Annotated in this window: 24 protein-coding genes; 5 read left to right on the plus strand and 19 right to left on the minus strand. The window is 61.0% G+C overall.

All coding sequences use genetic code 11. The features are described from left to right. Positions 1-119: 119 nt before the first annotated feature. The 3 genes from HX793_RS17775 to HX793_RS17785 form a co-directional block, all read right to left on the minus strand. Entirely contained in the window at positions 120-578 is a 459-nt protein-coding gene (locus tag HX793_RS17775) for an anti-sigma factor domain-containing protein (RefSeq protein ID WP_177052731.1), read from the minus strand. A gap of 76 nt (positions 579-654) precedes the next feature. After that, positions 655-1,332 (minus strand): anti-sigma factor, encoded by a 678-nt coding sequence (locus HX793_RS17780; RefSeq protein ID WP_177094338.1) that lies wholly within the window; start codon positions 1,330-1,332, stop codon positions 655-657. Further along, positions 1,329-1,955 carry an RNA polymerase sigma factor gene (locus tag HX793_RS17785; RefSeq protein ID WP_256354373.1) on the minus strand — a complete coding sequence of 209 codons (627 nt, stop codon included), beginning with the start codon at positions 1,953-1,955 and terminating at the stop codon, positions 1,329-1,331. Before HX793_RS17785 ends, HX793_RS17780 begins: the two co-directional genes overlap by 4 nt. A gap of 152 nt (positions 1,956-2,107) precedes the next feature. Here HX793_RS17785 and HX793_RS17790 point away from each other — a divergent pair, with 152 nt between their 5' ends. Further along, positions 2,108-2,680 (plus strand): DUF2780 domain-containing protein, encoded by a 573-nt coding sequence (locus tag HX793_RS17790; RefSeq protein ID WP_177094340.1) that lies wholly within the window; start codon positions 2,108-2,110, stop codon positions 2,678-2,680. Here the strand turns inward: HX793_RS17790 and yihG are convergent. Then, positions 2,677-3,564, minus strand: coding sequence for a 1-acylglycerol-3-phosphate O-acyltransferase, YihG family (yihG, locus tag HX793_RS17795; protein ID WP_177094343.1), 888 nt, complete (start codon positions 3,562-3,564; stop codon positions 2,677-2,679). The genes HX793_RS17790 and yihG overlap by 4 nt on opposite strands. Before the next feature lie 173 nt (positions 3,565-3,737). Between yihG and rloA2 the strand changes: the two genes are divergently transcribed. The 4 genes from rloA2 to creD are packed head-to-tail and all read left to right on the plus strand — an operon-like array spanning position 3,738 to position 7,779. Continuing rightward, positions 3,738-4,238 carry a retropepsin-like aspartic peptidase RloA2 gene (gene rloA2, locus HX793_RS17800; protein ID WP_016977816.1) on the plus strand — a complete coding sequence of 167 codons (501 nt, stop codon included), beginning with the start codon at positions 3,738-3,740 and terminating at the stop codon, positions 4,236-4,238. Between the two features lie 8 nt (positions 4,239-4,246). After that, entirely contained in the window at positions 4,247-4,915 is a 669-nt protein-coding gene (gene creB, locus HX793_RS17805; RefSeq protein ID WP_016977817.1) for a two-component system response regulator CreB, read from the plus strand. Then, positions 4,915-6,354, plus strand: coding sequence for a two-component system sensor histidine kinase CreC (creC, locus tag HX793_RS17810; protein ID WP_177052735.1), 1,440 nt, complete (start codon positions 4,915-4,917; stop codon positions 6,352-6,354). The genes creB and creC overlap by 1 nt, the downstream gene beginning before the upstream one ends. A gap of 51 nt (positions 6,355-6,405) precedes the next feature. Further along, positions 6,406-7,779: a cell envelope integrity protein CreD gene (gene creD / locus HX793_RS17815; RefSeq protein WP_177094344.1), complete on the plus strand. Its 1,374-nt coding sequence runs from the start codon at positions 6,406-6,408 to the stop codon at positions 7,777-7,779. Positions 7,780-7,954: 175 nt separating this feature from the next. On the opposite strand, the gene HX793_RS17820 is transcribed toward creD, so the two are convergent. From HX793_RS17820 to HX793_RS17890, 15 genes are all read right to left on the minus strand, one after another. After that, positions 7,955-8,584, minus strand: coding sequence for a glutathione S-transferase (locus tag HX793_RS17820; RefSeq protein WP_177052737.1), 630 nt, complete (start codon positions 8,582-8,584; stop codon positions 7,955-7,957). A 34-nt stretch (positions 8,585-8,618) separates the two neighbouring features. Further along, positions 8,619-9,236, minus strand: a complete 618-nt coding sequence (locus tag HX793_RS17825; protein WP_122729501.1) for a helix-turn-helix transcriptional regulator — start codon at positions 9,234-9,236, stop codon at positions 8,619-8,621. Positions 9,237-9,315: 79 nt separating this feature from the next. After that, positions 9,316-10,104: an amino acid ABC transporter ATP-binding protein gene (locus HX793_RS17830; protein ID WP_256348340.1), complete on the minus strand. Its 789-nt coding sequence runs from the start codon at positions 10,102-10,104 to the stop codon at positions 9,316-9,318. Positions 10,105-10,146: 42 nt separating this feature from the next. Further along, the gene (locus HX793_RS17835) at positions 10,147-10,857 is read right to left on the minus strand and encodes an ABC transporter permease (protein ID WP_177052739.1); all 711 of its coding nucleotides are present in this window, start codon (positions 10,855-10,857) and stop codon (positions 10,147-10,149) included. Then, the gene (locus HX793_RS17840; protein WP_177052740.1) at positions 10,854-11,573 is read right to left on the minus strand and encodes an ABC transporter permease; all 720 of its coding nucleotides are present in this window, start codon (positions 11,571-11,573) and stop codon (positions 10,854-10,856) included. The genes HX793_RS17835 and HX793_RS17840 overlap by 4 nt, the downstream gene beginning before the upstream one ends. 15 nt (positions 11,574-11,588) lie before the next feature. After that, entirely contained in the window at positions 11,589-12,350 is a 762-nt protein-coding gene (locus HX793_RS17845; RefSeq protein WP_177094347.1) for a transporter substrate-binding domain-containing protein, read from the minus strand. A 52-nt stretch (positions 12,351-12,402) separates the two neighbouring features. Next, the gene (locus HX793_RS17850) at positions 12,403-13,368 is read right to left on the minus strand and encodes a Rossmann-fold NAD(P)-binding domain-containing protein (protein ID WP_177094349.1); all 966 of its coding nucleotides are present in this window, start codon (positions 13,366-13,368) and stop codon (positions 12,403-12,405) included. 129 nt (positions 13,369-13,497) lie between these two features. Continuing rightward, on the minus strand, positions 13,498-13,674 hold the full coding sequence (locus HX793_RS17855) for a hypothetical protein (protein ID WP_177059258.1): 177 nt from the start codon (positions 13,672-13,674) through the stop codon (positions 13,498-13,500). After that, positions 13,671-14,774, minus strand: a complete 1,104-nt coding sequence (locus HX793_RS17860; protein ID WP_177059259.1) for a PepSY-associated TM helix domain-containing protein — start codon at positions 14,772-14,774, stop codon at positions 13,671-13,673. Before HX793_RS17860 ends, HX793_RS17855 begins: the two co-directional genes overlap by 4 nt. A gap of 62 nt (positions 14,775-14,836) precedes the next feature. Further along, positions 14,837-17,266, minus strand: a complete 2,430-nt coding sequence (locus HX793_RS17865) for a TonB-dependent siderophore receptor (protein ID WP_177052744.1) — start codon at positions 17,264-17,266, stop codon at positions 14,837-14,839. A gap of 146 nt (positions 17,267-17,412) precedes the next feature. After that, positions 17,413-20,247, minus strand: a complete 2,835-nt coding sequence (locus tag HX793_RS17870) for an acyltransferase domain-containing protein (RefSeq protein ID WP_178905528.1) — start codon at positions 20,245-20,247, stop codon at positions 17,413-17,415. A 109-nt stretch (positions 20,248-20,356) separates the two neighbouring features. Next, positions 20,357-21,352, minus strand: coding sequence for a FecR domain-containing protein (locus HX793_RS17875; RefSeq protein WP_016977830.1), 996 nt, complete (start codon positions 21,350-21,352; stop codon positions 20,357-20,359). Continuing rightward, positions 21,349-21,867, minus strand: a complete 519-nt coding sequence (locus HX793_RS17880) for an RNA polymerase sigma factor (protein ID WP_016977831.1) — start codon at positions 21,865-21,867, stop codon at positions 21,349-21,351. Before HX793_RS17880 ends, HX793_RS17875 begins: the two co-directional genes overlap by 4 nt. 100 nt (positions 21,868-21,967) lie before the next feature. Next, a complete protein-coding gene (locus HX793_RS17885; protein WP_177094353.1) occupies positions 21,968-22,675 on the minus strand; it encodes a 3'-5' exonuclease in 708 nt (235 codons plus the stop codon). Beyond that, positions 22,672-24,594, minus strand: a complete 1,923-nt coding sequence (locus HX793_RS17890) for a putative nucleotidyltransferase substrate binding domain-containing protein (RefSeq protein ID WP_177052748.1) — start codon at positions 24,592-24,594, stop codon at positions 22,672-22,674. The genes HX793_RS17885 and HX793_RS17890 overlap by 4 nt, the downstream gene beginning before the upstream one ends. Between the last annotated feature and the right edge of the window lie 124 nt (positions 24,595-24,718).

Raw genomic sequence — 24,718 nt, forward strand, 5'->3', positions numbered from 1 at the left:
CATACAGCGATCCAACTGTGGGAGCGGGCTTGCTCGCGAAAGCGGTGGTTAAGTTAAAGCATCTTTGACTGACCTATCGCATTCGCGAGCAAGCCCGCTCCCACTTGGTTTTTGTGGTGTCAGCGGTTGGCGAGAGCGCCTTGGTAGACCGTCGGCCCCGTGGGCTGCTTGCTCAACGACCCACCCTTGGTCTCCGAACTCACCATCAACTCCACCGGTTTGCGAATGCTTTTCTGCTGACGCGGGTTGAGGCCAATGATGCCTTTGCCATCTTCCGGCAACAGCCCCAGTGAGACGGGTGCTTTACCCTCGGGCATCGCCCAAAGCTCCAGGCTGCGGTCCGGTTCAGGCGCCGCCGTGGCGATCGGTTCGACTTCAATGTAGTCCTTGTGCGCCATGATTTGCGCGGCCGGCTGCTGGGCGGTGGTCACCAGCGTGGCGGCTGACTTGACGTTGTCCTGGGTGTAGAGCGCGCCGCCGAGGCCGGCGACGATGGCCACGCAGACACCGATAAACACACGTGGACGGCTCCAGAATGGGGGCTTGGGCTCAATCACTTTGGGGCGGGTTGCGCTCATGGGGTTATTCCTGGCAAGGCTTTCAGTCCTGCCATGGACCCTGGTATGCGCGATGGGTTCCTGGCCTCGGTTCAGCTCAAAGTGATGCCAATTGGCCCTGGTACAACACCGGTCCAGTGGGTTGGCCGGTCGGCGAACCGCCGTGCGGCTCCAGGCTTACGGCCAGGGTCAGCGGTGCGGTGAGCAAGGCTCGCTGTGCGTCGCTCAGTTGAATCCGGCCTTTGCCTGCGGCGGGCAGCAGGCCCAGTGAAATCGGTTTGCCACCTGGCTCAATCGCCCACAATTCCAGGCTCAGCGTCGGTTCTATCGCGGCCAGTGTCACCGGGTCCACTTGCAGATGGTCGGTAAACGCCTTGATCTGCAAGGCTGGCTGTTGGCTGGCGTTGACCAGGGTGGCGTTGTATTGCGCCCCCGTGTCACGTTGGTACAGCACGCCGACGGTAATGGCGACGAGCATCGCGCAGGCGGCGGCCAGTACGCGGATATTCTTCCAGAACGGTTGCTTCGCCGGCACATGCAATACCTGCGGCTCGATACGTGCCTTGATGCCTTTCCATACGTGAGCAGGCACCGGCCGCTCGGGCAACGTGCCGGTGAGGCTGGCGAGCGCATCCTGCCAATGGCCGAGCTCCACGCGCAGCGCGGCATCCTCCAGCAACAGCGCATCAAAACGTCGACGCGCCGTGGCGGGCATCAGCCCGATGGCGTAGTCGGCGGCCAGGGCGCGGCGCAGGGCGGTGGTCTGGTAGTTCATGATTCGAGGCACCTGCGCAGGCGTTCCATGCCGCGGCGGATCCAGGATTTGACCGAACCGAGGGGCGCTGCCAACTGTGTGGCCAGCTCCGAGCACGACAGGCCCTGGAAGTACGCCACGCTGATCGACCGGCGTTGCATGCCATCCAGGGTGTCCAGGCAGCGGTTCAGGGCGTGGGCTTGGCGTTCATGGTCGAGTTGGTCGTGGGCGTTGGGGGCGTCATCGATCAAGGCGTCCTGCTGACCGTCGGCCAGCGGCTGCTCACGGCGTTTGCGCAACTGGTCGATGGCCAGGTTGCGGGTGATGTTGACCATCCAGGTCATCGGCGCAGACAGATGCGCCTCGTAGCGCGACGCGTTGTACCAGATACGCACGAAGGCTTCCTGCAGCACTTCTTCGGCCAGATCCGGGCGGCCCATGAACCGTAGGGCCACGCCGTGCAGGCGCGGCGAAACGCTGCGGTAGAGGGTTTCGAACGCCTGGCGGTTACCTAGGGCACATTGGGCCAGCAAGGGGCGCAATGGGTCAGCATCTTCGGCGGTAATAGGGCTTCTCCAGACCCTCGTTCGAGGGTGACGGGACTGCACGCGGTAAGCGGAGGGTAGTTCAGCCTGAGCATTCATTCCATCCAACTCCGAGTGGCGAATGCAGGCTATACGCGGGCCGAGGCCATTCGGATGCAGAAAAATCTGAACTAACCTTGGTGTGGGAACAATCGTTCCGGACTGTCAGTCAAACGCCTGCTTTTAGCTCTTACACCCCAGAGGTTGTTTCGATGAAGATTTCACGCGGTTTCGCCCTTTCCTGCCTGATGACCCTGGCAGCCGGCCCGGTATTCGCCGCAGGCTTCAGCCTTGGCGACGCAGCCAATGCGATTTCCGGCATGCAGGGTGGCAACAACAAGGCCGCCGCTGCCGCACCGTCTTCCGAGACGGCCGGCCTGTTAAGCGCTCTGACCTCGCAACTGAACATCACCCCCGAACAAGCGGTTGGCGGCACGGGCGCCATGCTGGGCCTGGCCAAGAACAAACTGAGCGGCAACGATTATTCGCAACTGGGCAACAGCGTGCCGGGCCTCGACCAGTTGTCGGGCAATAATGCCTTGGGCAGCCTCGGCGCCTTGAGCGGGATGCTCGGCCAGACGGGCGGGAGCAAGACCAGTGGCCTGGACGGCGTGCTGGGTAACATCAAGAACACCAGCGACCTGAACACTGCCTTCAGTGCGCTGGGCATGGACAGCGGCATGATCGGCCAGTTTGCCCCGGTGATCCTGAAATACCTGGGCGGCCAGGGCGCCAATGAGTCTGTGCTGAGCAAACTGGCTTCGGCTTGGGGCACTGGCGGCTAACGATTCTCCGCGCGCAGTTGCTCGATGCGCGCGTCCTTCTCCATCCAGAGCTGGTTCACCCAGTTCTGGACGGTCTGGCGAAACGCCGGATCATTCTCGTAATCCCCTTGGCACAACGCCGGGTCCAGTTCGCGGGTGCGGATATCAATGATCACCTTGGGCACCGCGCCGCTGATCAAGTCCCAGAACCCCGGAATCTTCTGCTGCGGATAGACCACGGTCACATCGAGCACGGCATCCAGTTGTTCACCCATCGCCGCCAATACGAACGCCACGCCGCCCGCCTTGGGCTTGAGCAAGCGAGTGAAGGGCGAATCCTGCTGCTTGCGCTTGGTTTCATTGAAGCGCGTGCCTTCCAAGTAATTGACCACCGTCACCGGCTGGCGCTTGAACAACTCACAGGCTTCCTTGGTGATTTTTAAATCCTGCCCCGCCAGTTCCGGGTGCTTGGCCAGGAAGGCCTTGGTGTAGCGCTTCATGAAGGGGTAATCCAGCGCCCACCAGGCCAGGCCGAGGAAGGGTACCCAGATCAGCTCTTTTTTCAGGAAGAATTTGAAGAACGGCGTGCGGCGGTTCAGCGCCTGGATCAGCGCCGGGATATCCACCCAGGACTGATGGTTGCTGATCACCAGGTAGGACGTATCGCCCCGCAGGTCTTCACCGCCGCGAATATCCCATTGGGTCGGGATGCACAGCGCGAAGATCAACTTGTCGATCTCGGCCCAAGTCTCGGCGATCCACATTACCGCCCACGACATGTAGTCACGCGAGCGCCCAGGGGCCACCAGCTTGAGCAGGGCAAACACCATCAACGGCCCGATCAGGATCAGGGTGTTGAGCAGCAGTAGCAATGAGACAAAACAGCCGGTGAGCAGGCGGCGCATAAGTAACTCTTGAAATCCTGTGGGCGGGCCATGATAAGCAGCTTGAGTCTAGAGGCCAAATCCCAATTCGCCGGACGAATGTTTCACAATGTGCCCGCTATGCTGGGGCGAGCTAACTAAGTGCTGCCTTTGCGGTCTAGAATCCGCCTACTTCTTTTCGAGGAAATCACTTCGTGAAACTGCTATTTGCCTCGCTCGCCTTGGTTGCCCTGCCAGTCATGGCCGCCGAACCGACCCTCTACGGTCGCTACGAATACATCCAGTTGCCGGAAATCGGCGAAACCTTCAAGGCCAAGATGGACACGGGTGCGCTGACCGCCTCGCTGTCGGCCCGCGACATCCAGACCTTCACCCGTGACGGCGACGATTGGGTGCGCTTCCGCCTTGGCGGCAAAGACGCCTCCAACAAAGTCTACGAACACAAAGTCTCGCGCATCAGCAAGATCAAGAGCCGCGCCGACGAAGACGACGACAAGGACGAAGCCACCGTGGCCAAGCGCCCGGTGATCGACCTGGAAATGTGCCTGGGCGACGTCAAGCGCACCGTCGAGGTCAACCTCACCGACCGCAGCAGCTTCAACTACCCGCTGTTGATCGGCGCCAAGGCCCTGCGTGAATTCGGCGCTGCGGTAAACCCGGCCCGTCGTTACACTGCCGACAAACCCGACTGCTGACGGACCACATGGCGCATATCCTGATTGTCGAAGACGAAGCGGCGATTGCCGACACGCTGATTTTCGCCCTGCAAGGCGAGGGCTTCACCACCACCTGGCTGACCCTCGGCCAGGCGGCGCTGGAGCATCAGCGCCAGACGCCGGCCGACCTGATCATCCTCGACATCGGCCTGCCGGATATCACCGGCTTTGAAACCTGCAAGCAACTGCGCCGGTTCAGTGAAGTGCCGGTGATGTTCCTCAGCGCGCGGGATGGCGAGATCGACCGTGTGGTCGGCCTGGAGATCGGCGCCGACGATTATGTGGTCAAGCCCTTCAGCCCACGCGAAGTGACGGCGCGGGTCCGGGCGATCCTGAAACGCATTGGTCCAGGTGTTGCGCCCGCGGTGTTCCAGGTTGATCTGGAGCGTATGCAGATCAGCTATCGCGGCCAACCGTTGAGCCTCACACGACACGAGTTCCGCCTGCTGCAAAGCCTGCTGGAACAACCCGAGCGCGTGTTCAGCCGCGAGCAACTGTTGGACGCGGTGGGCGTGGCGGCGGATGCCGGCTACGAGCGCAATATCGACAGCCATATCAAAAGCCTGCGCAGCAAGTTGCGCAGCGTGGCCGCCGATGCCGAGCCGATCCAGACCCATCGCGGCCTCGGCTACAGCTACAGCCCGAGCAACAGCTGATGCGCCTGGGGCTGCGGATCTTCCTGGTGTATGCGCTGTTTATCGGCCTGACCGGCTACTTTGTGCTCAGCACCGTGATGAAGGAAATCCGCCCCGGCGTGCGCCAGTCCACCGAAGAAACCCTGGTGGACACCGCCAACCTGCTGGCCGAGATCGTGCGTAATGACGTGAAGAACGGCACCCTCGGCCAAAGCCACTGGCCGGAGCTGCTCAAGGCGTATGGCAACCGCCAGCCGGGGGCGACCATCTGGGGTTTGCCGAAGAACCAGGTCAATCATCGCATCTACGTGACCGATGCCAAGGGCACGGTGTTGCTCGACTCCACGGGTGAAGCGGTGGGGCAAGACTATTCCAAGTGGAACGACGTGTACCTGACCCTGCGTGGCGAGTACGGCGCGCGCTCCACACGCAGCGAACTGGATGACCCTGCCTCGTCGGTGATGCACGTGGGCGCACCGATCCGTGACAACGGCCAGATCATTGGCGTGGTTACCGTGGCCAAACCCAACAGTTCATTGCAGCCTTATGTCGACCGCACCGAGCGCCGTCTGTTGTGGTACGGCGCGGGCTTGGTTGTCCTGGGCCTGCTGCTGGGCGCGCTGCTGTCGTGGTGGCTGAGCGTCGCGTTGCGCCGCCTGACTGCCTACGCCGAAGCCGTCAGCGAGGGGCGGCGTGCCGAGCTGCCCCATTACCGTGGCGGTGAGCTCAAGCAACTGTCCACCGCCGTCGAGCACATGCGCACGCAGCTGGAAGGCAAGGCCTACGTCGAACATTACGTACACACCCTGACCCACGAATTGAAAAGCCCCTTGGCTGCGATTCGCGGCGCGGCGGAGTTGTTGCAGGGTGATATGACCCGTGAACAACAGCAGCGCTTCGTCGGCAATATCGACAGCGAAAGCGCGCGTCTGCAGCAGTTGATCGAGCGCCTGCTGAACCTGGCGCAGGTCGAGCAGCGCCAGGGCCTGGAAGAGCAGGCGCATATCCCGTTGGCGGCGATGGTCGATGAAGTGCTCAAGGCCCAGTGCGCGCGGATTGAAGGCGCCGGGTTGCAGGTCGAGCAGACTATTGCGGCGGATGTGAAGGTGTACGGCGAACCTTTCCTGTTGCGTCAGGCCCTGGGCAATTTGCTGGACAACGCCCTGGACTTCACGCCGCCCGGCGGCTTGTTGAAGTTCAGCGCACAGACGCGACACAACGACGTGCAAGTCAGCCTGTTCAACCAGGCTTCGCCGATTCCCGACTATGCCTTGCCGCGCCTGAGTGAGCGTTTCTACTCGCTGCCACGCCCGGCCAGTGGGCGCAAAAGCACAGGCCTGGGTCTCAACTTTGTCGAGGAAGTGATGAAGTTGCACGGCGGCGCGTTGCAGATCGGCAATGTCGACGGCGGTGTGCAGGTGGTGCTGCATCTCCACACAGTCTCCACATTGCCCACATAAATCCCCCACACAGGCTGCCCAGACTCTCCCCATCAAAACAGGGAGAGACCCATGAACCGCAGCCTGCTTTTCAAACTTGGCGCGATTGCGCTGCTGATGCTGTTATTGCTGATTCCGTTGTTGATGATCAACGGCATCATCGCCGACCGCCAGTTCACGCGTGATCAGGTGTTGAATGACATTGCCCGCAGCTCCAGCTACAGCCAGCGCCTCACCGGCCCGGTGATGGTCGTGCCCTATCGCAAGACCGTGCGTGAGTGGAAGCTCAATGAAAAGCTCAATAAACGTTATGAGGTCACCCGTGAAGAGCGTGGTCGTCTGTATTTCCTGCCGGATCGATTTGAACTCGACGGCAAGGTGCAGACCGAACTGCGCGCACGGGGCATCTACCAGGCGCGGTTGTTCCATGCCGACAACCGCATCAGCGGGCGTTTCGAATTGCCTGCGCAGTTGGGTATCACCGAAGACTTCGCCGATTACCGCTTTGAGCCGGCGTTTCTGGCGGTGGGCATCAGCGATATTCGCGGTATCGAAAACGCGCTGAAGCTGGAGCTGGGCAGCCAGCAATTGGAGTTCGAGCCCGGCTCCCAGGTGGACTGGCTGGGCGAAGGCGTGCACGTGACACTGCCGGAGCACGACAGCAAAAAGCCCAACGTCGTGGACTTTGCTTTTGACCTGCGCCTGCAAGGCACCGAGCAACTGCAAGTGGTGCCGGTGGGCAAGACCAGCCAGGTGTCACTCGCTTCCAACTGGCCACATCCCAGCTTCATCGGCAATTTCCTGCCGGCACAACGCGAGATTACCGACAAAGGCTTTACCGCCAACTGGCAGACCTCGTTCTTCTCCACCAACCTTGAGCAAGCGCTGCAAACCTGTCTGGACAAGCAGGGCTGTGAAGACTTCAACAACCGCAGCTTCGGCGTGAACTTCATCGACCCGGTGGACCAGTACCTCAAGAGCGACCGTGCGATCAAATACGCGCTGCTGTTCATCGCCCTGACCTTTGCCGGCTTCTTTCTGTTCGAAGTGCTCAAGAGCCTGGCGGTGCATCCGGTGCAGTACGCGTTGGTGGGGTTTGCGCTGGCGTTTTTCTACCTTTTGTTGCTGTCGTTGTCCGAGCACATTGGGTTCGCGCTGGCTTACCTCATTTCCTCCAGCGCCTGCGTGTTGTTGATCGGCTTCTATGTGTGCCATGTGCTGCGCAGCGTCGCTCACGGCCTGGGGTTTTCAGCGGGGCTGGCGGCGTTGTATGGCTTGTTGTACGGGCTGCTGAGTGCCGAGGATTATGCGTTGCTGATGGGCTCGTTGCTGCTGTTCGGCCTGTTGGGCACGGTGATGGTGCTGACGCGTAAGTTGGATTGGTATGGTGTGGGCAAGCGTAAGGCGGTTGAGCCTTTGGAGTTTGACCTGGAGGCGGTGCAATGATCGGGTTACGGGAGGATCAGCGCGTAAAGGAAAGACTGGTCAGATTCCTCAATCACGCCGCCGTGCAATGTGGGAGCGGGCTTGCTCGCGAAAGCGGTGGGCCAGTCAATGAACCCTTTTCTGGCAGATCGCATTCGCGAGCAAGCCCGCTCCCACAGGGGAGTGGTGGTGAACGTTAAATCGGGGGTTGGGTCTGTTGCATCGAAGGCCGCTGGCTGACCTCGGCATACCAGGCGGCAAGCTGCGGGTTATCCAGGCGCCATTGCATGTCCGGATGACGGAAGTCGAGGTAACCCAAAGCGCAGGCCACGCTGATGGCGGCGATGTCGAAGTGGCTGGTCAGTTCGGCAATCGCATCAGCCTCCAACTCCGCGAGGCTGCGGCGGATTTTGTTGCGCTGCTCATCGAGCCACTGGTCCCAGTGCTTTTCCGCCGGGCGCAGGGCAGTTTCGTAACGCACCAACACGGCGGCATCCATGATGCCGTCGGCCATCGAGGCCAGGGTCAGGCGGCGCCAGCGGGCCGAGCCGTCGCGGGGAATCAGTGGGTTGCCGACGTGCTGGTGGTCGAAGTAATCAAGGATCACCCGGCTGTCGTGCAATACCGTGCCATCGGCCAGGCGCAGGGCCGGGATCTTGCCCACGGGGTTGCCTTGCAGCACCTGCGCATCCGGGTTGACCGGAGTCGGCATGCAGCCGTGCAGCGCGACGCGGTCCTGTTGGCCGGTTTCAGCCAGCAACACGCGAACCTTACGCACGAAGGGCGACGCTGGATTGTGGAACAAGGTCATGCTGGGTGTGGACATGGGCATTCCTCGGTAAGGGCAGTGGGGCCTGTGTTCAATTGCTTTCTTGCGCAATGGCTTTCAAGTAGTTGTAAACCGTCGCTCGGGAGATCTCGAAGTACTCGCCGAAATAATCGACGAAGTTGCGTATGTCCAGCAGCCCATTGGCTTGCGCTTGTGCGAGGACGAGCATGATTTCGGTACGCCCGAAGTCACTTCGCCGCACGCAGTGTTCGACGGATATCTTTTCGACGATGTCGTTGAGTGTTTCCCGCCAGTCAGCGCTGAACAAAGGGGCGGGGCGTGCTTGGGGTTGCAGGCCCACGGCAAAACCACTCAACAGCTTCTGCACCTGCGATAACGCCGTGACATCGAAGTTCAGACACAGGAGCGCGACGATATCGCCGCTCTCCGAGCGGGCAACGATAGAAATCGAGCGTAGCGTGCGATTGTTGGGGCCTGCCTTCTCATACGGTCCTAGCACATCCAGCCCAGGGGCCAGGTCCGGAAGATCACAAATCAGCGATGCATCACCGACTTTGCGCTTGGAGAACCCGTTGGCAATGTGCACGATCAAACCGCTGCGGACATCGTGAACCACCGCTTCCAGGTCGGGGAAAAGCAAAGCAGCGATGCCGTCTGCCGCTGCATTCATGAAGGCGATACTGGCCATGGCGATCCAAGCACAGGTAGGTGGAGGGAGTGATTGTACGGAGTCGTCCATACCTTTGACAGGTGCGTTGGCGCGGCTCTCAGTGGTGGATCTGCGCCAGAAATGCTTGAGCCCTGTCGCTCCTGGGGGCGTTAAAAAACTCCTCCGGGGGCAGGTCTTCGACAATACGTCCTGCGTCGAGGAATAGCACCCGCTCGGCCACTTGGCGGGCAAAGCCCATTTCGTGGGTGACGCACAGCATCGTCATGCCGGTGCCGGCCAGTGTGACGATGACCTCCAGCACTTCGTTGACCATTTCCGGGTCGAGTGCCGAGGTGGGTTCGTCGAACAGCATGATTTTCGGCTCCATGCACAATGCCCGGGCAATCGCCACTCGCTGTTGCTGGCCGCCTGACAGTTGGCTGGGATACTTGTCCGCCTGGTTGGCGATACCGACCTTGCCAAGGTAATGCCGGGCGAGTTCTTCGGCGGCCCTACGTGCCAGGCCGCGCACCGACATGGGGGCCAGTGTGCAGTTCTGCAGGACGGTCATGTGGGGAAACAGGTTGAAGTTCTGGAAGACCATCCCAATGTCTTGCAGCGTTTTATGCCTGGCTGGCGTAGGTTTGCCGAGGTCGGCTCCCAAGGCTCGAATAACACCACTTTGGGCAACTTCAAGGCGACTGATGCAGCGAATCAAGGTCGACTTTCCCGAGCCGGAAGGCCCGCACAGGACAATGCGCTCACCCTGGCGGACGGTCAGATCAATGGCGTGCAAGACCTGGAAGTTGCCATACCACTTGTTCAACCCGCTGATGTGCACCGCGGGTTCTGGCGGTGCCTTGGTTGAAGGGTGAAGACCGTCTGGCGCGATGGTGTACGAATTCATGGCTTGCCCTCTGGACCGCAATGTTGGGGGGTTGAGATCGGATTACCCGATGTGCTTGCTCAGTGACCGCTCAAGGTGCTTGAGCGCTCGTCTGACCAGTTCGACGATTGCCAGGTACATCACCGCTGCCCACAGGTAGACCTGGAAGTCAAAGCTGCGTGAGAACACCAATTTGGTCACGCCCATCAGGTCATAAAGCGTGACCAGTGAGGCAATGGCGCTGGCCTTGATCATCAGGATCAATTCGTTACCCAGCGGCCCTATGGCCACCAGCAGCGACTGCGGCAGGATGACTTTTCTCAAGGTGGTCCAGCGCGACAGGCCCAGGGTTTGCGCGGCTTCGCGCTGGCCCGGTGCGACTGCGGTCAGGGCCCCGCGCATGATTTCGGCTTGATAGGCGGCGGTGTTCAGGGTGAAGGCCAGCAGGGTGCACAGCCAGGCGTCCCGGAAGAACCACCAGAGGCCGACGTCTTGCCAGAAGTGCTTGAATGACCCCAGGCCGTAATACAGCAGGAATAACTGGGCGAGCAGCGGAGAGCCGCGAAAGCAATACACATAGACGCCCGTGAAGCCGCGCAGCCAACGATGGCTCGACAAGCGGCCCAAGGCAATCAGCAGGCCCAGCAGTGCGCCGAGACTGAAAGAAATCGCCACCAGTTTTGCGGTTACCAGCAGGCCGTCGAGAAAGCGGGGGGCGTAACGCTCAAGCAGTTCCAGGTTGAGAAGCCTGCTCAGCCAATGCTCTATGGTCATGACAGAGTACTCCGCTGATGGCGGTTGAAATGTCGCTCCAGAACATGGAACACGCGGCCGGACAGCGCCGAAAAAAGCAGATATGCCAAGCAGGCCACCGTGTAGAACAGCATGGGCTCTTTGGTCACGCTGACCGCCAGGCTGGTCTGGCGCATCAGGTCGACCAGGGAGATGGTCGACACCAGCGAAGTGTCCTTGAGCAGGGACAGCCAGTTGTTCGACAGACCGGGCAAGGCGGTGCGCGTCAGTTGTGGCAGGACCACGGTGCGAAAGGTCGTGGCTGTGGATAGGCCCAACACCGCTGCGGCCTCGAATTGACCCCTGTCCACGGTCTTGAAAGCGCTCAACCAGATCTCGCTGGAAAACGCGGCAAACACCAGGCTGAAGGCAATCATGGCCGCGACGAAGGTGTTTATCATCACCTCGCCTTGATAGCCCACGGCGGCGAGTAAGTGTTGTGCAGCTATTTGGCAGCCGTAATAAATGAGCAGCAGTGTCAATAGCTCGGGCAGCCCACGGAATACCGTGGAAAATACCGTGGCTAGCGCACGCAACCAGCGTCGTTTGGAGCGCGCCGCCAAGGCCACTCCGAGGCCCAAGGGTAAGCCGAGCGGCACGCAGGCGAGGGCCAGCGCGAGGGTGACCAAGGCACCGGCGAGCAGCGCCCAGCCCCAGCCGCCGCTGGCGAACGATAACAGTGACAATTGTTCGAGCATGCGAGCCCCCGCAGATCAATAGATATCGAAGGCGAAGTAACGGCTGGAAATCTTTTTATAGGTGCCATCGGTGACGATTTCGTCCAACGCATTGTTCAGTCGCTCACGCAGTGCCACATCGCCCTGGCGTACCACGATGGCAGCGTCGGTATTGGTACCGTCGACGTCTCCGAGGAACCGGCAGCACGCTTTGCCCGCGCCTTCTATCCAGGCCAGCAGCGGGTATTTGTCGGCGATGACAGCGTCCAGGCGCCCGGCTGCAAGGTCGCTGGCGGCTTCGTCCTGGGAGGGGTAGAGCTTCACGGTGGCCCCGGCGACGGCATAGTGTTCTTCGGCGTAGATGCCTTGTGTCGAATACGACTGGGTGCCCACCGTCAGGCCTTTGAAATTGGACTGAGCGTTGCTGATGTCCGAGTCTTTGGGCACGGCGATCGACAGCGGTGTGCGGTAATAACGGTCGGTGAAGGCGACCGTCTTTTTGCGCTCCTCGGTGACATTCATCGAGGCAACGATCGCATCGTATTTTTTCGCCAACAGGCCGGGAATCATGCCCTCCCAGTCCTGGGTGACAAAGGTGCACTGCACCTTCATTCGCTCACACAACGCGTTGGCAATGTCGATATCGAAGCCATGCAGTGTGTTGGTTGAGTCCACGTAGTTGAACGGTGGATAAGCCCCTTCACTGGCAATGCGTAGTGTTTCTGCCTGTGCAACACCCGCGGCGGTGCAGAGCAGCCAGGCGGTGGCTGCGGTCATCGTGCTCATCAGCTTTTTCATGTGAATACCTACCTTATTGTTATTGTTGGTTCAGGTGTCATATGGGTGAGGGTCAGGGAGACGGCGTGGCCTGGATCAGACCAAGCGCGAGGCTGGCGATCGCAATGTCCTGGGCGGCAAGGCCGGTCAAGTCCGCGACGGTCACGTCGTCAGCGCTTGTGCGCCCCGGGAGGTTGCCGGCGAGTACGTGCCCCAGCGAAATGTCGGCGGTGTGGGTGATCAACCCGGCGCGAAGGGCGTGGGCGAGTTCTCCGCGTTCGGCACATTGCTGGTGGTCGTCGGTCATGATGACCTGGGCCAACGCGAGTATTTGAGGGTCAAGCTCCTGTTTTCCCTGGCTGTCTGCGCCCATGGCGACGATATGGGTTCCGGGTTTTACAGCGGACACTGGAACGATTGCCTGAGTCGACGGTGTGCAGGTAATCACGACATTGCAGTGTGCGAATACGTCTTCCACCGTTGCGGCCGTTTGGGCGGTCAAGCCCTGATGCGCCAGCTTCTCAACCAGGCGGATGGCTTTGTTCGGGTCCCGCCCCCAGATGAATACACGCGGGGTCCCGAGGAGCTGTGCAGCCCAGTGAGCCTGTTGTTCGGCCTGATGGCCGGTACCGAGAATACCCAGCGCGGTGACCTGTGAGGGTGCGCCAGCCTTGGCCGCCAAGGCCCCGGCTGCGGCTGTCCTCCAACTGGTCAACCAGCCCTCGTCATTGAGGATGGCGACGAGCTTGCCGGTGTGTGAGCTGAAGACCAGCATCAGCCCGTTATTGGTTTCCAGCCCCCTGGATGGGTTCTCGTAAAACCCCATGGCCAGTTTGACCACGAAGGTCTCCCCGCCTCGCAGATAGCCGAGCCTGACATGGCAATCCCCGGGAGGCGCCTGAAACAGCAATTCGCCGGGCATGGTACTGACGATGTTGTTTTGGGAATGTTGAATACAGGCGTCGCGTGTCACACGCAGCATGTCACTGCGCTTTAGCACTGCGCGCAGATCGGGAAGGCTATAGATGGGAAACGTCATTGGGTGTTGCCCCGTAGGCTGACGACACTGGATGTGTGGACTGGGGCAGAGATTAATCGAGTTTAAACAAAGTGTATAAATTGTTATTAATGTCTAATTATTGCAGTGGGGTTATCTCTTGCGCCCGCCTCAGCGGTGCAGCAGTCCCCATAGCGCAATGACTGCCGGCACCCCCAACCCGACCCAACTGAGCGAATCCCATAGCCCATCCCCCAGCAACGCCGCAAATAACCCGGCCGCGCTGAGCAAGCCGATCCCCAGCGGAACCCCAAACACTTTCCAGAAGTTCGACTGACGCGGCTTCATGCCTTGCCCGCCTTGCGCCGCACGATCCATAAGTAAATTCCACTCACCAGCACGATGATGGTCAGCACATCCAGCACCGCCCACAGGACCTTCATCGGCATGCCGCCGTAGTCGCCGAAGTGCAGCGGCTGGGACATGCCCATGGCGTCCATGTACCACGGCCGTTCGGCGATGGCGGTGACGGCCAGGGTGCTGGCGTCGATCAGCACCGGCGTGAGCAGGTGCGAGGCCAGGTGGGTGCTGCCCTTCATGAACACGGCGTAATGGTGCTCACTGGAAAAGCGTGTGCCGGGGAAGGCGATGAAGTCCGGCTCCATGCCCGGCGCGGCCTTGGCGGCGATCGTTAGCAGCTCGGTAGCCGGTGCGCGCTGGGTCAGCGGAGGGGCATTTTTGTAGGGTTCGATCATGGCGCTGAGGCTGTCCTGGCGCCAGGCAGCGATGATCAGGTCGGCGCAGGCGCTGATCACGCCGGTCACGCCCACCACCAAGGCCCAGGTCAAGGTGACCACGCCGATCAGGTTATGCAGGTCGAGCCAGCGCAGGCGCGTGGATTTGTCCTGGCGCACGGTGGCGAACTTTAAGCGACGCATGAACGGCAGGTACAGCACCGTGCCCGAGATGATCGCCACGACAAACAGAATACCCATGAACGCCAGCAGCAACTTGCCCGGCAAGCCGGCGAACATGTCCACGTGCAGGCGTAGCAGGAACAAGGTGAATCCACCGTTGGCCGCCGGGGTTTCCACCGCTTCACCGGTACGCGCATCGAGCATGAAGGTATGGGATGAGTTGGGTTCGGTGCCGGCGGTGGCGGCCATGATCGCGATCACGCCGTTCTTGTCATCTTCGTCCCAGGCCAGGTACTGCATGGCTTCGCCAGGGCGATGGGCCTGCGCCTTAGCCACCAGTTGCTCCAGGTTGAGCTGCGGCGTGTCGGCAGGCATTTGCGCCAGTTCCGGCTCGTTGCCCAGCAAATGGTCGATCTCATGGTGAAACACCAACGGCAGGCCGGTGAGGGCGAGCAGCAGCAGGAATACCGTGCAGATCAGGCTGGTCCAGGTGTGGATGAAGGACCAGCGGCGGATGGTTTTGCTTTTCATTTTCCAGCCTTCAGACATGCCAAGGCCGCCCACAGGGGCGGCCCGGTTGTTAACTCAACCGATTACCACTGGTAGGTGGCGCTGGCGACGACGCTGCGTTGGTCGCCGAAGTAACAGTAGTTGCCATCGCAGGTCGACAGGTAGTCCTTATTGAACAGGTTGGTGGCATTCAACTTGACCGATGCACCTTTGAGGCTGTTGTCCAGGCGGCCCAGGTCGTAATGCACCGAACCGTCGAACACGGTATAGGCGTTGGCCTTGCCGAGCCAGGTGTTGGCCTGGTCGCCGTAGGTGTTGCCGGTGTAGCGCGCGCCGAAGCCGATGCCGAAGCCATCGAGCGGGCCGGTATGCCACGTGTAGTCAGTCCACAGCGAAGCCTGCTGGTTGGGCATCAACGTCAGGCGGTTGCCTTTGTAGATGCCTTTTTGCACCTCGGACTTGGCCAAGGTGTAGGCGGCGATCACCTTGAGATTTTCGGTCACGTCAGACACAGCTTCCAGTTCCAGGCCCTTGACCTTCACTTCGCCGGTCTGGCTGTTGATTTGCTGGCCCCCTGCGCCGAGCGTCGTGACCTGCACGTTTTTCTGGGTCAGGTCGTACACCGCTGCGCTCAGCAAAGTGTTGGAGCCGGGCGGCTGATACTTGACGCCCATTTCCCACTGCTTGCCTTCCGTAGGTTTGAAGGTCTTGGTGGCATTGGTATCGGCGTTGCTCGCCGGCTGGAAGGACTCGGCGTAGGACAAGTACGGTACGAAGCCCGAGTCGAACACGTAGCTCAGCGCCGCGTTGCCGCTGAAATGCTTGATGCGGTCGGTGTTGGTCGCGTCGTTATCGTTGAAGTACGTGGTGCCCTGATGCACCCAGTCTTCACGCCCGCCCAGGGTCAGGCGCCATTTGTCCAAGGCCATCTGGTCCTGCACGTAGAGGCCGGTTTGCACGGTTTTCTGGTTGTAGTCGTAGAAAGGCCGCACGCCGGTTGGGCGCAGCGTCGGCGTGGTGTTGATCGGGTTGAAGATGTTGATGTTTGATGCGGTCCCGTAAATCGCACGGTAGGACGTGTCGGTACGTTGGTGATCCAGGCCCAGCAGCAGGGTGTGGATAACGTCGCCCGTGGCGAAATCCGCCTGGAAATTGTTATCCACCGCGAACTGGCCAATGCTTTCGTTGACGTTGGTGGTCGAGCGGCTGATATCGCCCGCGGCATTTGCCGGGGAAAATGCATAAGAGCCCACGGTCAACTGCCGGAAGTCCAGTTCCGACTTGGTGTAGCGCAGGTTCTGCTTGAACTGCCAGGTGTCGTTGAAACGGTGTTCGAACGCATAGCCCAGCGCGTAGTAGGTGCGGTCGTAGAACTCGTAGTCCGGGTCACCCAGGTTTTTGTGGTGGGAAACGTCACCCAGCGGCGACTTGATCTTGGTGCCCTGGATCGGCATGAACTGGCTGGTCGTGCCCGTATCGTCACGTGTGAACTGCGACAAGAAGGTCAGCTTGGTATCCGGGTCAATGTTCCACGTCAGGCTTGGCGCAAGGTTGTAGCGCTTGTTGTCGATGTGGTCGACCTGGGTGCCGGCGTCGCGCACCACGCCGCTGAGGCCGTAGAGAAACTGGCCGTCGTCGTCGATCTTGCCGGTGCTGGCAAAGTTGATCTGACGATAATTATCGCTGCCGTATTGCACCTGGACAGCGTTGCTCGACTCCTCGCTGGGACGGCGGCTGACCATATCCAGCAAGCCGCCCGGTGGGGTCTGGCCGTACACCGAGGAGGCCGGGCCGCGCAGCAGGGCGAGGCGGTCGAGGTTCCAGGTCTCGGCCTTCGGGTTGGCGTAGACGCCACGTGGTAGCGGCAGGCCGTCGAGGAACTGGGTGGGTTCGAAGCCACGTACCCGCATCCAGTCGTAGCGGGTGTCGCTGCCGTAGCTGGCGGACACGATGCCCGGCATGTATTTCACCGCGTCATCCAGGTTCTGCACGTTGCGGTCTTGCATCTGCTCGCGGGTGGCGACCGAGATCGAACGCGGCGCCTCGACCAGTGCGGTGTCGGTCTTGGTGCCTGCGGCGGTGCGTTTGGCCAGGTAGCCGTCGACCGGGCCCCAGGCGCTTTCATAGCTGTCCTGGCCGGTGATATTGGTGGTCGGCAACGCCACGACGCCTTCTGGAATCGCCACCAGGGTGTAAGTCCCCGCCGTGCTCTGCTCAAGCTGCAGCCCTGTCCCCCGCAACGCCTCACGCAGCGCACCCGGCGCATCGAATTGACCCTTCACCGGCGCTGAGGTCTTGCCCGACGCCAATGCCGGGCTGAGGGTCAGCGCCAGGCCGCCCTGGCTGGCGATCTGGTTCAGGGTAGTTGCCAGTGGTGCCGCCGGCAGGTTGTAGGTGCGCACGCTGGATGCCTGCTCCGCGGCGATCAGCGTAGTGCTGGCCAGCGGGGCACTGAGGGCAATGGCCACGGCTAACAGGCTGGGGCGCAACAAGGTGTCTAGCGTGCGGGACATGGGGCGGCTCCTGAATGGAAATATTTCTCAATTGCCTAGGTGCCGGACGAGAATCGAAAAGTGATAGGGCCAAATGAAAATAAATCTGTGAGTGTTCACAACTCTTCGCACTGCATGGCCCTGAAGGTTCAGGTGTGTTGTGAGGTTCAGCCCTGCGCCCATTGCAGTTTAGCGGCCAAAGCGTCCGGGTAAGGCTCTGCACTGGCGATTGCCGCACGTGTCGCATCACCCTGGCCGAAGGCCTCGATCAACAGCGTGACGTGGGCGGCCAGGAAGTCGCTCAGTTGATTGAGGTGTTCCTCCAGCGCACGGTAGCGCGTGCTGTCCATGAGGCCTTCGCTCATGTACCAGGCCGCGTGTTGGTTCAGGTAACCGAGTACGTACAGGTTGCACAACGCGTTCACCAGATCCTTCGCAAGCCCCGGCGGCAGTGAGCTGCCGGCCTTTACCGCACTCTCGATGGCGAGGCGCTGGGCATGCGCCTCGCCAGCGCGTGCAACCACCATCAGTTTTGAGTTCCAGACCTGCATGTCGTCCTCACCCAGCGCTCGGTGTGCGGCGACATGGTCGGCCACCTCCTTGAGCAAACGGTACTCCAGGGTGCGGACCATGCTCAGCCCGTACTCGGGATCGTCCAGCCCAACCTGCGGGTCTGGTGGCGTGGGTTTGTTCAAGGGTTGGCCGGCCAGCACCTTGGCGGCATCCAGCAGGATCATACGGTTATTGCCTCCGGCGTCCTGGTAGATCTTGGCCATGCCTTCATAGTCGGCGAAACGATTGATGTTGAGTGCCCCAGCCACGCCGCAGCGCAATCGGCATTCGGTGGACACGGCCTCAGCGGCGGGCGCGCACAGGGCTTTGGTCAGCGCCAGGGTCTGGCTGATGGCGGCCCAGGGTGTCCATGTCACATCGCCGGTGCCGGTTGTTTGCAGGGAGGCCTGGCTGGCGGTGCCTTCGATCCATAGGCGGGCGGAATCATTGGCAAAGCATTTCATGACGTACGCTGTCGCCAGGCAGCCGAACAGTGCACGGCGCTGGGTGCGAAAATCCAGCAAGCCTATGCCGTTGCCGATTCTCGCCTGGGTGGTGCGCCGGTTGGCGTGAGTCAGGGCCAGGGTTGCACAGGCCAGCATGACGGAGCTCAAGCCGGTGCCGACCATCGCCCACACATTCTTGGGGGCGAACAGTGAGCGGATCAGTCGGCGGTCGGTGCTGCCCAGAGGGTCGTGAAAGCGGTTGGACTGATCAATGCTCGCCCCATCACACAGCCAAGCGTCAAAAGAGACGCGGACCTGATTAAAACGCAACAAGCCGTAATCCAACGGCACGGCGCGAATTTCTGCAGGTGACGACATTTCAATGCCAGGGCATGGACCCTGTGTGTCGCTTAATGGCAGGACAAAGGCGAAGACACCGCAGCGTTGGTCCTGAACCTTTAATTCGGCAAACACCACGCCTAACTTATTCAGGTTATTGATGCCGACATTGGCGAATTTCAGCGCAGCGTTGTTGGGTGTGTTCAACACAAACGTACGCGTGTCGGTGTCGAATACCGCCTCCAGACAGGGCCCCATGTGTGAGTTGCTGCGGCCGATTTCAGTCAGCGCGTAGACCCCCAGACTTTCGCCCGTCTCCAGCTCGCGCCGCCACCTGGCGGCATGCGGGTGGTCCTGTTCGAACGCCAGGAGTGTACCGATGCACAAACCCTGCTGAATCACGCACCCCATGAACAGTGACGGATCATTGATCGCCACGTGAGCGGCCAGGGCCATCAACCACTCCGGTTGTTTGAACCCATGAATTCCGTCGGGCAGTCGTTTGAGCAGATGCTGCAGGCGCCAATAGGTATGGCGGTGGCCGTCGTGGAAGGTCAGGTTGGATTTGGGATGCAGTTCAGGGTCGCTGCATATCTGAGCCATATGCGCATGGGTCTGAGCCATATGCGCATGGGTCTGGGCGGTGACGGGCCCGTTGACCAGATCACGCAGGGTATCGAGGGTGTGTGAGTCGGCCAGTAGTTGGCGAAGTTCACTAGGTGGGGCGGCGAGGGGCGTGTAGGTCTTGGCATCGCGCAGGCTTTTGAGGATGCACATCGACATGCCTTTGTTCACGCCCATGTCGATAAACACGCGGCATTTGTCGGGTGGCAACGCGGCCAGTGTCTTGGGCAGGTCGGTGCGGTCGGTCACGCCCAAGGTGAACAGCTTGTGCAGGTCATCCCCTTGCTGGTAACAGCCCTCCAAAACGGTCGAATAGATGGGGGTCCTGAACGGCTGTTGCTCCAGGGGTTGCAGCAGTGCGTTCATGAGTTCTGCGACATGCCGATGCGCCGAGTAATGGGAAGCGTAGGCGATCGACACCCAGCGCAACGGCGGGGTGCTGTCGCCGTAACGCTCAAGCAGAGCGTGCAATGCGTCCATTTCGCCGCTGATGATGCACTGCTCAGGTGCATTGACCGATCCCAACTCCAGCTTCAGTTCAGGCCACCTGTCGAGCAGCGCTTGCGTCATCTCCGGCGACAAGTTGACCAGCAACATGCCGCCGCGGCCTTCTTCACTACGGTAGGCCGCATTGAGGGCGCAGACCGCACGCACGCCCTGCTCAATGCTCAGTACACCGGCGCACACTCGCGCAGCAATCTCACCAAAACTCTGTGCGACAATCAGTGCCGGTCGCACGCCTGCGTCGTGCAGCAACTGGTTGAGCACGACCGCCGCGGCATACAGGGCTAGTTGCGTGACCCCGGAAGGCAGCGGCAAGGCATGCTGATGGGTCAGTAACACTTGGGTGACCAAGCCGGGCTGCAGGCCGGGTTCGTGCTGCGCCGCTTCGTGTTCGATGAGCGCCAGTATGGCATCTATCGAGGTACGCAATTCCTCGGCGTGTTGGTGCAGGTCAGCCAAGGCACCGCAGGGGTCGTTGCCTTGGCCGGGGAAGCAGAAGGCAAAAGTGTGCCGGGTGATGTGTGGGAGCGTCGACATGGTTTCATCCTCATAGAACAACTAGGGATGTCTATTGAAGGACGTTACGGTACGGATGAAACCTGTGAGGGATTACAGTTTTTTAGACACGTTCGAAATGACGGTCTATTCATTTCCCACTAAGTGATTCGGTGTTTTTCGCCTTGGCGCTCACCGTGACCCACCACGGCGTGTGCTGCTCGATCTGCACCGGCAGTGTGGGGAGCAGCGCATTGAGCGCCAGCGTGGTGTCGTGCAACGGGAAGCTGCCGGTGATGCGCAGGTCGGCCACGTTTTTGTCCACACCCAGGTAACCGGTGCGGTAACGGCTCAGTTCCTCGACCACATCGCCCAGGCGGGCGTTGTCAACTACCAGCATGCCGCGGGTCCAGGCGTCGGTGGTGGGGGTGACGGCAAGCGCAGGGCCAAGGCCATCGCTGCGCATCAGCACTTGCTGGCCTTCCTTGAAGATCTGTTCCTGCTGCAGCGCCTCGGGCTGGGCGGCCACGGCCGATTGCAGCACGCTCAAGCGCGTGGCGTCGTCTTCGCGCTTGACGATAAACCGCGTGCCCAGCGCCCGCAGGCTGCCGTCGCGGGTTTGCACATAGAATGGGCGCGCGTCGTTGTGGCCGGTCTCGACCAGGATTTCGCCTTCCTGCAACACGATCAGCCGGCGCTTTTCATCGAAACGCACGTCGATGGCGCTGTGGGTATTGAGGTTGATCAACGTGCCGTCCGCGAGTTTCAGCGTGCGCTGCTCGCCGGTGGCGGTGCGTTGGTCGGCCAGCCAATAGTGGATCGGCACATAGCGCTCACCGGCAAACAGCGCCAGGCCGATGACCAGCGCGATGCTTGCAAGGCCACTGCCCAGCTTGCGCACACGTTGGCGAATGCCTTCACGCGATTGCAGCAACGCCGCCCGCGCCGGGCCCGAGGCCACGCTGAAACGCTGGTCGAGCATGCCCAACTGGCGCCAGGCGCGGGCGTGTTCTTCGTCGCCGGCCAGCCATTTATTGAATTCTTCACGCTCAATTGCGCTGCCGTCACCCGAATCAAGGGACAGTTGCCAGGCAATCGCCGCATCCAGTACGCGTGCTGACACTGGTTTTGAACTGATCACCGTCACAGCGGCTCGCCATACAGCGCGATGTAGCACTGGCGAATTCCCTGGGCTAGGTACTGGCGCACGCGAGGCACCGACACGCCGAGGCGCTGGGCGATTTCGGCATGGCCCATGCCGTCGAGGCGGTTATAGAGGAAGGCGGCGCGGGCCTTGCTCGACAGCTTGCCGAGCAGGCGGTCGATGGCCTTGAGGTCTTCGAGAATCAGTTGCTGTTCTTCCGGCGAAGGGTGTTCGCTTTCCGGGATCAGCATCAGTTCGGTGAGGTAGGCCTGTTCCAGGGCGGCGCGACGGAAGTAATCGAACAACAAGCCCTTGGCAATCGCTACCAGGAACGCACGGGGTTCGCGGGGTTCGCGCAGCTCATCACGGCCGAGCAGGCGCATGAAGGTGTCCTGGCTCAGGTCTTCGGCGCGGCTCGGGCAGGCCACGTTGCGTCGAAGCCAGGCCAGCAGCCAGCCACGATGGTCGCGATACAACGCGCCAACAAGCTCACTGTGTGGGTTCTGGATCGACGACAAGGCATCACCTGGTAAACGCGATGTTTAAACTAACGAGAATTATTCGCGATTGTGTCAGAGCCGTGGAGTGGGCGCAATTGGCGTCTGTCGGGAGATGACATTAAAACGATGGCGCGTGTTGACGCCGTTTCCATTGGCTCAAACGCTCTTGCAGCCCCTGAGGCGTGTCGATGTGCTGCTGGCGCGCGCGGCTGAACAGGATCAGCATCAGCTCCGCCGTGGCCAGGGCATCGGCGCTGGCGTGATGGCGCTCGCCCACGTGCAGATGGAAGTGGTTGATCCAATCGTCCAGTCCGGCTTCGCGGATGTGCGCATCCGGGCACACCATCGGGGCGATGTCGGCCACGTCCAGAAACGTATGGGCCAGGCGATAACCCAGGCTGTCCTTGAGCGCCCGGCACAGCATGTGTTGATCGAATGGCGCATGAAACGCGAGCAATGGGCTATCGCCTACAAAGTCCATGAAGTCCAATAACGCGTCTACCGGATCGCTGCCAGCGGCAATCGCACTGGGGCCGAGGCCGTGGATCAACACGCTGGGGCTGAGTTTGGTTTCAGCCCGTTGCAAGGTGCGTTCGAACAGTTGCGAGAAATCCACCGCGCCATCCTCAATCACCACAGCACCGATGGACAGCACCTGGTCACGGTTGAGGTTGAGGCCGCTGGTTTCCAGGTCCACCACCACCCAGCGCTGGCTGCGCAGGGTGTCGTCGCCCAGCGGCGTGGGTTTGCGCAGTTGCGCCAGGCGCTGCTGTTGCGCGCTGTCGAGCCCCGGCGTTTTCTTACGCAGCCAGTTGAACAAGCTCACAGCTGATACCGCAATGTCAGGCTGCTTTGCAGGCGCTGGGCCTGGCGCAGGGATTCGCGCAGGATGCGCCGGTCCAGATGGTTGAGGCTGTCCGGGTCGACACGGTTGGAATACGGCTGATTCTCGCGGGTTTGCAGTTGGTGCTGTTGCATGCGGGTCTGCTGGATAAAGTGATAGGCCTCCTCATACGCCGCGCCGTCCAGGGGCTCAATCACCTCCTTGACCACCAGTTGGCGCAGGCGCTCCAAGGTGTTGTTGGCGTGAATACCATTGGCCAGGGCCAACAGGCGCGCGCCGTCGACAAAGGGCGTCAGGCCCTGCACCTTGAGGTCGAGTGTGGCTTTTTCGCCGCCTTTACGCGTGAGTACAAATTCGCGGAAACGTCCTACGGGTGGCCGCTGGCGCAACGCGTTTTCGGCCAGCATGCGTTGGAACAACCGGTTGTCCGCCACCTGGTCGAGAATGCCTTGGCGCAACTGCTCGCAGCCACGTTCATCGCCCCACACCACCCGCAGGTCGAAATAGATGCTGGAGCCCAACAGATTCTCTGGCGTCGCTTCGCGGATAAACGCCGCAAACCGCCGCGCCCATTCCGCCCGTGACAGGCACAGCTCCGGGTTGCCAGCCATGATGTTGCCTTTGCACAGGCTGAACCCACACAGCGCCAGGCTCTGGTTGATCTGCTGCGCCAGCGGCAACAACCGGCCTCGGATCGCCGCGGCTTCGGCCGCGTCCTTGGCGTCAAACAGGATGCCGTTGTCCTGGTCGGTGTACAGCGTCTGCTCGCGGCGGCCTTCGCTGCCAAAGCACAACCAACTGAAGGGCACGCCGGGGTCGCCTTTTTCAGCGAGCGTCAACTCGATCACCCGGCAAACAGTGTGATCGTTGAGCAGCGTAATAATGTGGGTGATCTGGGTCGACGACGCGCCATGGGCCAGCATGCGCTCCACCAACTGGCCGATCTCGCCGCGAATCGCCACCAGGTTGTCCACACGCGGTGCATTGCGGATGGTGCGCGCCAGGTGCACCAGGTCAACACGTTGCAGGGAAAACAGGTCGCGCTCGGACACCACGCCGCACAGGCGTTGGTCCTTGACCAGGCAGACGTGGGCGATATGCCGCTCGGTCATGGCGATTGCCGCGTCGAAGGCGCTGTGGTCCGGGGTCAGGAAGAAGGGCGCCTGGGTCATATGACTTTCGATGCCCTGGTTGAAGTCGCTTGTGCCATCGGCCACCACCTGGCGCAGGTCGCGCAGGGTGAAAATCCCCAGAGGCGCTTTGTGTTCATCCACGATCACGATGCTGCCGACCTGTTGCTCATGCATCAGCGTGACGGCTTCGCGCAGCGGCGTGGCGGGGCTGCACGTAACAGGATGGCGCATGGCCAACTCGCCGAGCCGGGTGTTCAGGGAGTATTGAGTGCCGAGGGTTTCCACCGCTTTTTGCTGAACCTGCTGATTCACCTGGTCCAACAGGCTGCTGACGCCGCGCAGGGCAAAATCGCGAAACGGGCTGGAGAGTGCAAACAGCTTGATGAACGCCGGTTTGTTCAATTGCAGGCAGAAAGTGTCTTCGGCGGCCTTGTGCTCGGTGCGCGTCGCCCGTTCGCCCAATAACGCGGCGAGGGGGAAGCATTCGCCTGTGGTGATTTCAAACGTGGTTTCGGCGCTGTCCGGCCGTTCGCCGACCACCCGGCCCTGCTTGACGATATAAAAGTGCTCGACCGGCCCGCCCGACGGTTTGAGGATGCTGTCGCCGGGCCCGTAGAAGCGTAACTGGCACTGCTCCACCAAAAACGCCAAGTGGGCGTTTTCCATCTGGTTGAACGGCGGGAAGCGTTGCAGGAATTGCAGGGTGCCGTGGATGTTCTGCAACACAGCAGTTTTCCCCGCCTGGGCGAAGGCATCAGCTTTACTCATAACAATGACCGCAGATTTTTTGTCGTTATCGTCCCTCATGGTCGACTCCTGCGCAGCGGGTGCCCATTGGACGTAAGTCTAGGTCGATACAAACGGCACACACCTAGGGAAACTCTGAAAAAGA

The organism is Pseudomonas reactans, from assembly GCF_013387025.1.
In the GTDB taxonomy this organism is placed as follows: Bacteria; Pseudomonadota; Gammaproteobacteria; order Pseudomonadales; family Pseudomonadaceae; genus Aquipseudomonas; species Aquipseudomonas reactans.